Raw genomic sequence first — 12,487 nt, forward strand, 5'->3', positions numbered from 1 at the left:
CGCCTCCGCCCCTCCCCCGCTTCGCGCCCCGGCCCTTGCGCTGGCGCAAGGGCGTTCGAGGGGCAGCGGACCGGGGGTTCGCAAACTGCACCCCTCACCCCGATGGGAGAAGGGCTTTGCAAATCACGGCACGGCGACCGGGTACGAACCCAGCAGCTTGATCTGCGCCGAGTGCGCTTCCAGTTCGGCCAGCGCCTTCTGCATCGCCTCGTCCTCGACGTGGCCGGCCAGGTCGATGAAGAAGCCGTATTCCCACTTGGCCTGGTGCGAGGGCCGCGACTCGATCCGGTTCATGCTGATGCCGTGCCGCGCGAACGGGCTGAGCACGTCGAACAGCGCGCCGGGTTTGTCGTGGATGAACACCAGCACCGAGGTGCGGTCGTGGCCCGAGGACGGGAAGATCTGCCGGCCCACCACCAGGAAGCGGGTGGTGTTGTCGGCGTCGTTCTGGATCGGCTTGGTCACCACCTTCTTCAGGCCGTAGACGTGGCCGGCGCTCTCGCCGCCGATGGCCGCGGCATCGTCGGCGTTGCGCGCGCGGCGTGCGCCCTCGGCGTTGCTGGTCACCGGGATCTTCTCGGCCTTGGGCAGGTTGGCGCGCAGCCAGGCCGAGGTCTGCATGAACGACTGCGGATGCGCGTACACGCGCTCGATGTCCTCGATGCGGCCGCTGCGCGACATCAGGTACTGCTGCACGCGCAGCTCGACCTCGCCGCAGATCTTGAGGTTGGAGGTCAGGAACATGTCCAGCGTGATCTGGATCGTGCCCTGCCCCGAGTTCTCCACCGGCACCACGCCGAAGTCGGCGTTGCCCGCCTCCACTTCCTGGAACACTTCCTCGATGGTCGCCATCGGCAGCCCCAGCGCGGAGCGGCCGAAATGCTTGAGCACGGCCTGCTGGCTGAAGGTGCCCTCCGGGCCGAGGTAGCCGATCTTCAGCGGCTCCTGCTGGGCCAGGCAGGCGGACATGATCTCGCGGTACACGTGCACCAGCACTTCGTCGCTGAGCGGGCCTTCGTTGCGGTCCACCACCATGCGCAGCACCTGCGCCTCGCGCTCGGGGCGGTAGTAGTCCACCGCCGCGGCCAGCTTGCCCTTGGCCTTGCCGACCTGGTGGGCGAAGCGCGCGCGCTCGGCGATCAGCGTCTGGATGTCGCGGTCGATCTGGTCGATCTTGGCGCGCACGTCCGACAGCAGCGGCGCGGCGACCGCTGGCTCGGCCGATTTGCCGCGCGGGCTTTTGGCGGTGGACTTCTTCGGCTTTGCGGCCATGTTTCCCTTCCCTCGATGCCTTGCTGCTCTTCGTGTAGGAGCGACGTGAGTCGCGACGGGATTTCCCGGTAACGCCTCATCGCGACTTACGTCGCTCCTACATGTTGGTGTTCAACCGTTGCGTTGCTGGAAGTCGCGCATGAACGCGGCCAGCGCCTGCGCGCCGGCCAGCGGCATGGCGTTGTACAGCGAAGCGCGGATGCCACCGACCGCCTTGTGCCCCTTCAACGCCAGCAGGCCGGCCGCCTTCGACTCGGCGACGAAGCGCGCGGTGAGCACGTCGTCGGGCAGGAAGAACGGGATGTTCATGCGCGAGCGTGCGGCGGCGGCCACCTGGTTGCGGTAGAAGCCGCCGGAACCGTCGATGGCCTCGTATACCAGCGCCGACTTGACGGCGTTGCGGCGGGCGAACTCGGTCACGCCGCCCTCGGCCAGCATCCATTTCACCGTCAGCCCGAGCAGGTACCAGTTCCAGGTCGGCGGCGTGTTGAGCATGGAGTCGCGCGCGGCGTGCGAGCGGTAGTCGAAGATGTCGGCGCGCGGCTGGCCGCTGCGCTCCAGCAGGTCGCGGCGGACGATCACCACCGAGATGCCGACCGGGCCCAGGTTCTTCTGCGCGCCGGCGTAGATCAGCCCGTACTTCGACACGTCCAGCGGTTCGGAGGCGATCGACGAGCTGAAGTCGGCGAACAGCGGCACCTGGCCGACGTCGGGCGCATCGCGGTACTCGACGCCGTGGATGGTCTCGTTGGCGGTGATGTGGACATAGGCCGCGTCCGCCGACAACCGCCACTGCGACCGCGCGGGAATGTCGCGGAAGCCGTCGGCCTCGCCATCGGCGGCCACCTGCACGTCCACGTAGGGGCGCGCCTGCTTCACCGCGGTCTTGCCCCAGTGGCCGGTCAGCACGTAGTCCGCGCGCTGGCCGGGCGCGGCGAAGTTCAGCGGCAGCAGCGCCTGCTGCGTGGTGGCGCCGCCGGCGGTGAACAGCACGGCGTAGTCGTCGGGAATGCCCAGCAACGTCCGCAGGTCGGCCTCGGCCTCGGCGGCGACCGCGACGAACTCGGCGCTGCGATGGCTGATTTCGACGATGGACGCGCCGACGCCGTTCCATTCCAACATCTCCGCCTGCGCCTGGCGCAGGACCGATTCCGGCAGGGTCGCGGGGCCGGCACTGAAATTGAACGCGCGCGTCATGTCACACCTGTTGGGCAAGACCCCTAGTATGCCGCAGCGCAAAAGGCTTGGGGCCGCCGCGAATGGTTGCAGCCGTATCCATTCGCGGCGGCCGAACGCGGCCTGTGGTGGACTGCCGCCAAGGCGTATACATGACGCGCGAACGAAGCCGGGAACCGACCCATGAGCCTGCGCGATGCACTGAACATCCCCAGCCGCGAGATCACCGACGAAGCGGTCTATCGCCAGCGCCGGCAACTGCTGCGGACACTGGTCGCCTTGCCGGCGGTGTCGCTGGCCGGCTGCGCCGAGGCCGATCCGCCGGCGCCGCCGGCAGCGCCCCCCGACCCGGCCCGGGTCGGCAGCGGGTTCGCCACCGGCGAACCGCTGACCCGCTACGAGGACGTGACCCGCTACAACAACTTCTACGAGTTCGGCACCGGCAAGACCGACCCGTCCACCGCGCCCCGGACGTTGCGCACCCGGCCCTGGACGGTCAGCGTGGAAGGCGAATGCGAGAAGCCCGGGCAGCTCGACCTGGACGACCTGCTGCGTGGCCTGGCGCCGGAGGAGCGCGTGTACCGCCTGCGCTGCGTGGAAGGCTGGTCGATGGTGATCCCGTGGCAGGGCGTGCCGCTGGGACCGGTACTGGAACGCTTCGCGCCGACCTCCAGGGCGAAGTACGTCGCCTTCACCACCCTGGCCGACCCGCAGCAGATGCCGGGCATCCGCTACCGCAGCATCCGTTGGCCCTACCGCGAAGGGCTGCGCATGGACGAGGCGATGCACCCGCTGACGCTGCTGGCCACCGGCCTGTACGGCAAGCCGCTGCCGCAGCAGAACGGCGCCCCGCTGCGGCTGCTGGTGCCGTGGAAGTACGGCTTCAAGAGCATCAAGTCGATCGTGGCGATCCGCTTCGTCGAACGCATGCCGGAAACCGCGTGGCACCAGCTGCAGCCTTCCGAGTACGGCTTCTTCTCCAACGTCAATCCGGACGTGGACCACCCGCGCTGGAGCCAGAAGACCGAACGCCGCATCGCCGGCAGCGCCAGCAAGCTGTTCGCCGAGCGCATCCCCACCCGGCTGTTCAACGGTTATGCCGAGCAGGTAGCCGCGCTGTATGCCGGCATGAACCTGAGGAAGTGGTATTGACGCGCCCCGTCCGCGGCCGCGGCCAGCCACGCCGGCCGGGCTGATCCTGGCCAAGGCGCTGGTGCATGCCGCGGCGCTGCTGCCGGCGGCGATTCTCGGCGCGCAGATCTGGCAGGTCTGGCGCACCGGCAGCAATGCACTGGGGGCCGACCCGGTGGCGGAGATCGAGCACCGCACCGGGCTGTGGGCATTGCGCCTGCTGTTGCTGACCCTGGCCGTGACCCCATTGCGCCAGCTGAGCGGCCAGCCGGTGCTGCTGCGCTTCCGGCGCATGCTCGGGCTGTATGCGTTCTTCTATGCCTGCCTGCACCTGTCCGCCTACCTGGTGCTGGACCTGCGCGGCTACTGGACCCAGGTGTTCGAGGAGATCGCCAAGCGCCCCTACATCACCGTCGGCTTCGCCGCCTGGTTGTTGATGCTGGCGCTGGCGGCCACCTCCACGCAGGGCTGGATCCGCCGGCTCAAGCGCAACTGGGGGCGGCTGCACCGGCTCGTCTACCTGGTCGGCATCCTGGCCGTGCTGCATTTCTGGTGGGTGGTGAAATCGGACGTGCGCGAACCGGCGCTGTACGCCTCGATCCTGGCGCTGCTGCTGGGATGGCGGTTGTGGCGCCGCCTCAGCGGGCGCCGAACCACAGCAGGCCGCTGATCGCCGCGCCCAGCAGCAACGCGCTGAGCAGCAGCCACGGCCAGCGCCGCGAGCGCCGCAGCGCCGGTGCCGTGGTTGCGGCTTCCTCGACGCCGGCGTCGGCGTCCTCGGCGTCGTTGCCGCTCTCCACGGGCGCGCGCGCCACCAGCGGCACCTCGAGCACGAAGCGGTGCTGCGCGTCGAACACCACCTGGTCGCCCGGCTGCAGCCAGCAATGCCGCACCGGCACGCCGTTGACCATGCTGCCGTCGGCCGAACCCAGGTCGCGCAGCAGCACCTGCTCACCGTGGCGTTCGAAGCGGGCGTGGCGCAGGGCGAAGGCCGGATCGTCGATGACGATGTCGGCATCGGTGGCACGACCGACCACACGCGTCCGGTCCAGGATGAAGCTGCGGCCATGGTGCTGCCCGCCGACGCCGCGCAGCAGTATCCGCTGGTCGTCGACGACGGTGTCGGACGGCTCCGGCGCGTGCGCCAGCGACTGGCAGCCGCCCTGCACCACCACTTCCAGACCATCGGCAAAGACCGCGTCGCCGGCACGCAGCAGCGCCATCCGCCGCACCGGACGGCCGTTGACGTGGATGCCGCGGATGCCGTTGGCGACCTGCAGCCAGAGGCCGCGTCCGTCCAGGCAGAACTGCGCCAGCAGCAGCGTTCCGGGGCTGTCGTCGCCGACCCGGACGGTCCCGGAGGCATGCCGCACGATGCGCAATACGCCCGGCCGCAATGGCTGGTCGGGCTGTTGCCGGTTGCTGGAATGGACTTGCAATGTCTGCACGCGACGCAGCCTAGCAGGTTGCATGAACATGCAGAAGAACGACGTGGGGCTTGGACAGCGCCGCGCCGATGCGCACAATGCCGCACTCCCGATCCCCGCCCCGTGCCAGGAGTTTTCCTTGTCCCGCATCGACATCCGCCATCCCCACTCCCTGCCCGCCGAACAGGCGCGCACCGCGATCGAGGACGTGGCGCGCAAGCTCGGCGAACGCTTCGACATGGCCTCGCGCTGGGACGGCGAGGTGCTGCACTTCTCCCGCTCCGGGGTGGACGGCGCCATCGAGCTGCTGCCGGGCCAGGTACGGGTGACCGCCGAGCTGGGCTTCCTGCTCTCGGCGATGAAGGGGATGGTGGAATCCGAGATCCAGCGGGTACTGGCCGACAAGCTGGGCTGAGGCGCCTTCCGTCGCGGCGGTTCCATCACGCCGCGCAACGCCCGCCACGCTAGGCTGGCCTTCGACCCGTCATCCGCATAGGGAGCAGGCCCATGACCACGCACCACCGAACCGCCCACGACGACACCTCCTCCGGCGCCAGCCTGCACGAGCAGGCGGAGCGGATCAGCCGCAAGGTCAGCGAATCGGCGCAGCAGGTCTGGCTGGCCGGCCTGGGGGCGCTGGGCCGCGCCCAGGCCGAGGGCAGCAGGTTGTTCGACACCCTGGTGAAGGAAGGCGAAGCCTTCGAGCAGCAGGCGCGGCAGGACCCGGACCGCGGCGCGCCGCTGCGCGACAGCGTCGAGAACACCCTGGGCCAGGCCCGCGAGCGTGCGAGCGGCACCTGGGAAAAGATGGAGAAGGCGTTCGAGGATCGGCTGCAGGGCGCGCTGCGCCGCATGCAGATCCCCAGCCGCGAGGACATCGATGCCCTCAACCAGCGGATCGACGCCCTCAACAGCCGCTTGAACCGCGCCGAAAGCCGCGCCTCGCAGCCTGCCGGCGGCGACGCTTCGAAAGCCGACGCCGGCGATTGAGCGGTGCGGCGCCGATGGATGTTGCAAAGCAGCATGACATTGGCGACAATCCGCACATCCCGCCAGCAAGACCGATGCCGATTGCTTCCCTCCCCTCTCGGCATCGGATTGGCGGGTTTTTCATGCCCGGCCGTCGCCATCCTGGCGCCGCGGCACCACGCGTTCCCGCGTGAGCCCTGGGCCCGCGAAGAGATATAAACTCTCCTGCTCGCCACACGTACAGCTTTGGGTGTCCCATGTTTTCCTGGATTCTGGCCTTGGTCCTCGCCCTGCTGGTGTGGTGCCTGGCCTCCTGTTATCTCTGGCTGGTGCAACGCAAGAACACCGAGACCCGCCTGGGCCTGAAGGCGCTGGCCGGCATGCACTGGCGCGAGTTCTCGCAGATCGTGCGCCGCGCCATGCGCGAGCAGCGCGGCCTGGCGGACGTCCCCAGCGAGGAGGAAGACAGCCGCGAGCCCAGTTCCGATTTCCTGATGCAGCAGGGCGAAAAGCGCTGGCTGCTGTCGTGCAAGCATGGCCGTGCCTACCGGATCGGCTCGGCCGCGGTCAACGAACTGGGGGCGGCGGCACGGCTGGCCGGTGCCCGCGGCGGCATCCTGATCACCGAAGGCCGGGTGGAACGCGATGGCCTGGTCGCTGCCGAAAAGCAGTCGATCGAGGTCCTGGACGGGCGCCACCTGTGGCCGCTGCTCAAGCCCTACCTGCCGGGTGACCTCGAGGCGCGGGTGTGCGGCGAGGCCAAGCGCGAGTCCCAGCGTCATATCGGTATCGCCGCGCTGGCTTCGGTCACGCTGGGCCTGCTGGTCGGCATGGGCTACCTCACTTCGCTGGTTTCCCAGCCCGAGCCGCCGCAAGCCGCGGCGGCGCCTGTGGCGTCCGCTGCCCCGGCGGCCGCACCGGCCGCCGCGCCGGAAACGGAAACGGAAACGCCCCTCGTCGAACAGACCGGCGCCGCCGCGCAGGAAGACCTGCTGGAGAACCCCGACGACGCCACCCTGCAACGCTACCAGCAGGCCGTTTCCAAGGCGCTGGCGAGCCAGCCCGGCATCACCAGCGGCATCTGGCTGACGCGGCTGACCCTGTCGGTGGACCGGGTGGCCGAGGACGCGGTGGTGTGGCCGATCATCTGCCAGGAAGTGAAGCGTTACCCGGCACTGCGTACCGTGCGCATCCAGCTCAACCCGCGCCCGGGCGTCGACGAGCCGGTGCGCTGGCGCCAGTGCAGCACCATCTAAGCGGGGTCTTGGCCGGCATCGGCCGGCCTCAGCGCGAGCCCGGCGAGAAGCGCGCGATCAGGTCGTAGGCATCGCCGAGGAACATCTGCCGCACCCAGGTGATCGGCTGCTCGCCGAGCCAGGTCTGGCGGTCGATCACCAGGCAGGCGGTACCGGTCGGCACCTCGAGCAGGCTGGCCTCGGCGGCGGTGGCCGCCACCGCGCTGATGCGGTGTTCGCCGCGGGTCCACGACACGTGCTGCAGCAGCCAGCTGCCCGGCGCCATCGTCGAGAAGTCCACTTCCAGCATCTCCGGCACCACGGCCGGATTGATCAGCCGGCGCTCCAGCGCCAGCGGCTGGCCATCGGCCAGGTGCAGGCTGCGCATCGCCAGCAACAGGCCGTCGCCGACCAGCGCCACTTCCTCCCTCACCGCGGGATCGGCATGGCGATCCTGGCGTTCGAGCAACTGGAAGCGGTAGTCGTGCCCGCGCTGGGTGACGGCGGTGGCGATGTCCGGAATTTCCAGCGCCACCTGTTCCAGGTGCGGATGCTGGCGGGCCACGAACGAACCGGCACGGCGGCGGCGCTCGATCATGCCGTTCTCGGCCAGCGCGGTCAGCACCTTGTTGACGGTCATGCGCGAGCAACCGTACTGCGCCATCAACTCGTGCTCGAACGGGATGCGGTGCCCGGCCGGCCATTCGCCGCTGAGGATGCGCCCCTCGATCTCGCCGCGGATGCGGCGATTGAGGGTCTCGGCCTTCTTGCCCTTCACGTGCATGATTCCCGGAAAGCGGCGGCTTGGCGCATCAGGCCAGCACCTTCTTCAGGGCCAGCGCAAAACGCGCCGCCACGGCCTCGCGCCGGTGGTGCCGGCCCTGCCGGACCAGCTCCCGGCCACCGCGCCAGACCGAACGCACCGCGCCGTTGCGCGCGGCGAACAACCAGCTGTCGAGCAGGGCGTCGCCGCTGCGCGACAGCAGCGCCGGATGCTGCGCGTCCAGTTCGACCAGATCCGCCGGCGCCCCGGCGTGCAGGCCGGCCTGCACGCCCAGCGCCTGCGCGGCGCCGGCCAGCGCCTGCCCGAACAGCCAGCGCCCGCTGGAAGAATCGCCGGATTCCGCCAGCACGTTGCGCCCTTTCAGGAGCAGTCGCTGGCCGTATTCGAGCAGCCGCAGTTCCTCGGCCGCATCGATCAGCACGTTCGAATCCGAACCGACGCCGAAACGGCCACCGGCGCGGGCGAACGCCTGCATCGGGAACAGGCCGTCGCCGAGGTTGGCCTCGGTGATCGGGCACAACCCGGCCACCGCCCCGCTGGCGACGATCCCGCGCAGCTCGTCGTCGGTGACGTGGGTGGCGTGCACCAGGCACCAGCGCGCATCCACCGGCGCGTGCGCGTACAGCCACTGCACCGGGCGCAGGCCGGACCACGCCACGCAGGCCTCGACCTCGCGCAGCTGTTCGGCGATGTGGATGTGCACCGGCCCATCGTTCAGCGGCAGCAACGCGGCCAGTTCCTCGCCGGTGACCGCGCGCAGGCTGTGCGGCGCGATGCCCAGCACCGCATCGCCCAGCGGCCGCAATGCCGCCCTGCAGCCTTCGAGCAGCGCGGCGAAACCGTCGACGTCGTGGATCAGGCGGCGCTGCGAGGGGTTCGGCGCCGCGCCGCCGAAGTCGGCGTGCGCATAGAACACCGGCAGCAGGGTCATGCCGATGCCGGCCACCTGCGCCGCGGCCGCCGCGCGCGCCGCCATTTCCGCGCGGTCGGCATAGGGCGCGCCGTCGGCGGCATGGTGCAGGTAGTGGAATTCGCCGACGCGGGTGAAGCCGGCTTCCAGCATCTCCACGTAGGCCTGTTCGGCGATGGCCTGGAAGCTGTCCGGATCGAGCCGGTCGAGAAAGCGGTACATCAGCTCGCGCCAGCTCCAGAAGCTGTCGCCGCGACTGCCGCCGATCTCGGCCAGCCCCGCCATCCCGCGCTGGAAGGCGTGGCTGTGCAGGTTGCCCAGCCCGGGCACGGCGATGGCCAGGCGCTGGTCGCCGGGCTGCGCCCCGGTGCCGGCGGCGACCGAAACGATGGCGCCGCCCTGGACCCCGATCCGTACCGACTGCGCCCATCCGGCGGGCAGCAATGCCTGCTCCGCCCAGAAATGCGTTGTCGTCCCGCCTGCGTTTGCCGTCACTGGACACTCTCCGATTTGCGCTATTATTGTATATACAAATAAACCGGAAAAGCCCCGCCATGCGCTGCGACACCCTCTGGCACAACGCCCACCTGATGACGCTGGACGCTGGCGACGGCGGCCTGGGCATTGTCCGCGACGGCATCGTCGCCAGCCGCGACGGTCGCATCGTCCATGCCGGCCCGGCCGCCGATGCCCCCGGATTCGAGGCGCCCCACCGCATCGACTGCGGCGGCCGCTGGATCGGCCCCGGGCTGGTCGACTGCCACACCCACTTGGTCTACGCCGGCAACCGCGCCAACGAGTTCGAACAGCGCCTGCAGGGCGTGAGCTACGCCGACATCGCCCGTGCCGGCGGCGGCATTGTCTCAACCGTACGCGCCACCCGCCAGGCCAGCGAGCAGGAACTGCTCGACGCCAGCCTGCCGCGGCTGGACGCGATGCTGGCCGAGGGCCTGACCACGGTCGAGATCAAGTCCGGCTACGGCCTGACCCTGGACGACGAACGCAAGCAGCTGCGCGTGGCGCGGCGGCTGGGCGAGGTGCGTCCGGTGGAGGTGGTGCCGACCTTCCTCGGCGCGCATGCGGTACCGCCGGGCCGCGACGCGCAGGACTACATCGACGAGGTCTGCGAGGTGATGATCCCGGCCATCGCCGCCGAAGGCCTGGCCGAGGCGGTGGACGTGTTCTGCGAGAACATCGCCTTCTCGCGCGGGCAGGCCGCGCAGGTGTTCGAGGCCGCCGCGGAGCGCGGGCTGGCGGTCAAGATCCATGCCGAACAGCTGAGCAACCAGCACGGCGCCGAACTGGCGGCGCAGCGCGGCGCGCTGTCGGCCGACCATATCGAACACCTGGACGATGCCGGCATCGCCGCGATGGCCGCCGCCGGCACCGTCGCGGTGCTGCTGCCCGGCGCGTTCTACTTCACCCGCGACACCACCCTGCCGCCGATCCAGGAACTGCGCGCAGCCGGCGTGCCGTTGGCGCTGGCCACCGACAGCAATCCCGGCACCTCGCCGCTGACCAGCCCGCTGCTGGCGATGAACATGGCCGCCACCCTGTTCCGGATGACGGTGGACGAATGCATCGCCGGCTTCACCCGCGACGCGGCGCGCGCGCTGGGCCGGCACGACCGCATCGGCCGGCTGGCCACGGGCCTGGATTGCAACCTGGCCATCTGGGACATCGAGGCGCCGGCCGACCTGGTCTACCGCATGGGCTTCAATCCCCTGCACGCCCGCGTGTTCCGCGGCGTACCAACACCGTAGGTGCGGGGCTTGCCCCGCACCTCGCGAACAGCCGTGCGGGGCAAGCCCCGCACCTACCCTGACAAACCTGGAGTAACCCGATGAATTCCCCCCTCGTGCTTCGTCCCGGCCACGTTCCGCTGGCGCAATGGCGGCAGGTCTACCGCGGCGCCCATGTGCGGCTGGACGATTCGGCGCATGCGGCGGTGCTGCGCAGCGCGCAGACCGTCGAGGCGATCGTCGCCCGGGGCGAGCCGGTGTACGGCATCAACACCGGCTTCGGCAAGCTGGCCAGCGTGCGCATCGAGCGCGAGGACCTGGAAACCCTGCAGCGCAACATCGTGCTGTCGCATGCCGCCGGCGTCGGCAAGCCGATGCCGGCCAGCGTGGTGCGGCTGATGATGGCGCTCAAGCTCACCAGCCTGGCCCAGGGCGCCTCGGGCATCCGCCCGCAGACGCTGGCGCTGCTGGAAGCGATGCTGCAGAAGGACGTGGTGCCGGTGGTGCCGTGCCAGGGTTCGGTCGGCGCCTCGGGCGACCTGGCGCCGCTGTCGCACCTGGCCACGGTGATGATCGGCGTCGGCGAAGCCTTCCTCGATGGCGAGCGCCTGCCCGCCGCCGACGCACTGGCCCGCGCCGGGCTGGAACCGCTGGTGCTCGGCGCCAAGGAAGGCCTGGCCCTGCTCAACGGCACCCAGTACTCGACCGCCTATGCACTGGCCGGTCTGTTCGAGATCGAGACCGTGTTCCAGGCCGCGCTGGTCGCCGGCGCGCTGTCGGTGGAGGCGGCCAAGGGCTCGGACACCCCGTTCGATCCGCGCATCCATGCCATCCGCGGCCAGCGCGGGCAGATCGCCGCCGCCGCCGCGCTGCGTACGCTGATGCAGGGCTCGGCCATCCGCGAATCGCACCGCGACAACGACGTGCGCGTGCAGGACCCGTACTGCCTGCGCTGCCAGCCGCAGGTGATGGGCGCGGCGCTGGACGTGATGCGGCAGGCGGCGACCACGCTGGAAATCGAGGCCAACGGCGTCTCCGACAACCCGCTGGTGTTCACCGACACCGGCGAGGCGTTGAGCGGCGGCAACTTCCACGCCGAACCCGTCGCCTTCGCCGCCGACATGCTGGCGATGGCGGTGTGCGAGATCGGCTCGATCAGCGAGCGCCGCACCGCGATGCTGGTCGACCCGGCGCTGTCCGGCCTGCCGGCGTTCCTGACCCCGAAGCCGGGCCTGAACTCCGGCTTCATGATCCCGCAGGTCACCGCCGCGGCGCTGGTGTCGGAAAACAAGCAGCGCGCCTATCCGGCCAGCGTCGATTCGATCCCGACCTCGGCCAACCAGGAGGACCACGTGTCGATGGCCGCACACGGTGCGCGTCGCCTGATCGCGATGGCCGAGAACGCCGCCAACGTGGTCGGCATCGAACTGCTGGCCGCCGCGCAGGGCTGCGACTTCCATGCCCCGTTGCGTTCCAGCGAGGCATTGGAAAAGGTGCGCGCCACCCTGCGCGCGCAGGTGCCGACGCTGCAGGACGACCGCTACTTCCACCCGGACATGCTCGCCGCCACCGCGCTGGTGCGCAGCGGTGCGCTGGCTGTTGGCCTGCACGCGGTGCTGCCGCAGGTGGAAATCTGAAAGCCCCTCTCCCACCGGCGACCGAAGGACGTCCCCATGGGAGCGAGGGGTCGGGGTGAAGGACGAACGGAGTCCGGACAGTTCAATCGTTACCGACTCCATCCACCCCTCATCCGCCCCCCGCCTTCGCGGGGGCAAGCTCTACGGGCACCTTCTCCCGGTGGGAGAAGGGAAAAGCCGTCACCTTCGCCACAACCTGCCGCC

The 12,487-nt window shown here is 70.0% G+C and carries 12 protein-coding genes; 7 read left to right on the forward strand and 5 right to left on the reverse strand.

What is annotated here, in order from left to right; all coding sequences use genetic code 11:
- Positions 1-123: 123 nt before the first annotated feature.
- Together pheA and serC are read right to left on the reverse strand one after the other, a co-directional pair.
- Complete coding sequence (pheA, locus tag OK345_RS12995; protein ID WP_265128407.1) at positions 124-1,272, reverse strand: prephenate dehydratase; 1,149 nt, start codon at positions 1,270-1,272, stop codon at positions 124-126.
- Between the two features lie 111 nt (positions 1,273-1,383).
- Positions 1,384-2,469, reverse strand: a complete 1,086-nt coding sequence (gene serC, locus OK345_RS13000) for a 3-phosphoserine/phosphohydroxythreonine transaminase (RefSeq protein WP_265128408.1) — start codon at positions 2,467-2,469, stop codon at positions 1,384-1,386.
- A 162-nt stretch (positions 2,470-2,631) separates the two neighbouring features.
- Here serC and msrP point away from each other — a divergent pair, with 162 nt between their 5' ends.
- Together msrP and msrQ are read left to right on the forward strand one after the other, a co-directional pair.
- Positions 2,632-3,600 carry a protein-methionine-sulfoxide reductase catalytic subunit MsrP gene (gene msrP, locus OK345_RS13005; RefSeq protein WP_265128409.1) on the forward strand — a complete coding sequence of 323 codons (969 nt, stop codon included), beginning with the start codon at positions 2,632-2,634 and terminating at the stop codon, positions 3,598-3,600.
- A gap of 40 nt (positions 3,601-3,640) precedes the next feature.
- Positions 3,641-4,249: a protein-methionine-sulfoxide reductase heme-binding subunit MsrQ gene (gene msrQ, locus OK345_RS13010; protein WP_265128525.1), complete on the forward strand. Its 609-nt coding sequence runs from the start codon at positions 3,641-3,643 to the stop codon at positions 4,247-4,249.
- Here the strand turns inward: msrQ and OK345_RS13015 are convergent.
- Positions 4,218-5,027, reverse strand: a complete 810-nt coding sequence (locus OK345_RS13015; protein ID WP_265128410.1) for an FHA domain-containing protein — start codon at positions 5,025-5,027, stop codon at positions 4,218-4,220. The two genes, msrQ and OK345_RS13015, sit on opposite strands and share 32 nt — an antisense overlap.
- 118 nt (positions 5,028-5,145) lie before the next feature.
- On the opposite strand from OK345_RS13015, the gene OK345_RS13020 reads away from it, so the two are divergent.
- From OK345_RS13020 to OK345_RS13030, 3 genes are all read left to right on the forward strand, one after another.
- Positions 5,146-5,421, forward strand: a complete 276-nt coding sequence (locus OK345_RS13020; protein WP_265128411.1) for a polyhydroxyalkanoic acid system family protein — start codon at positions 5,146-5,148, stop codon at positions 5,419-5,421.
- Positions 5,422-5,513: 92 nt separating this feature from the next.
- Entirely contained in the window at positions 5,514-5,996 is a 483-nt protein-coding gene (locus OK345_RS13025) for a phasin family protein (protein ID WP_265128412.1), read from the forward strand.
- Between the two features lie 236 nt (positions 5,997-6,232).
- Positions 6,233-7,231 carry a restriction endonuclease gene (locus OK345_RS13030; RefSeq protein ID WP_265128413.1) on the forward strand — a complete coding sequence of 333 codons (999 nt, stop codon included), beginning with the start codon at positions 6,233-6,235 and terminating at the stop codon, positions 7,229-7,231.
- A 28-nt stretch (positions 7,232-7,259) separates the two neighbouring features.
- Here the strand turns inward: OK345_RS13030 and hutC are convergent, their stop codons facing one another.
- A complete protein-coding gene (gene hutC / locus OK345_RS13035; protein ID WP_265128414.1) occupies positions 7,260-7,988 on the reverse strand; it encodes a histidine utilization transcriptional repressor HutC in 729 nt (242 codons plus the stop codon).
- Positions 7,989-8,022: 34 nt separating this feature from the next.
- Entirely contained in the window at positions 8,023-9,399 is a 1,377-nt protein-coding gene (locus OK345_RS13040) for a formimidoylglutamate deiminase (RefSeq protein ID WP_265128415.1), read from the reverse strand.
- Positions 9,400-9,458: 59 nt separating this feature from the next.
- Between OK345_RS13040 and hutI the strand changes: the two genes are divergently transcribed.
- The gene (gene hutI / locus OK345_RS13045) at positions 9,459-10,667 is read left to right on the forward strand and encodes an imidazolonepropionase (protein ID WP_265128416.1); all 1,209 of its coding nucleotides are present in this window, start codon (positions 9,459-9,461) and stop codon (positions 10,665-10,667) included.
- Between the two features lie 80 nt (positions 10,668-10,747).
- A complete protein-coding gene (gene hutH / locus OK345_RS13050; RefSeq protein ID WP_265128417.1) occupies positions 10,748-12,283 on the forward strand; it encodes a histidine ammonia-lyase in 1,536 nt (511 codons plus the stop codon).
- Positions 12,284-12,487 lie beyond the last annotated feature (204 nt).

The organism is Xanthomonas chitinilytica, assembly GCF_026107455.2.
In the GTDB taxonomy this organism is placed as follows: domain Bacteria; phylum Pseudomonadota; class Gammaproteobacteria; order Xanthomonadales; family Xanthomonadaceae; genus Stenotrophomonas; species Stenotrophomonas chitinilytica.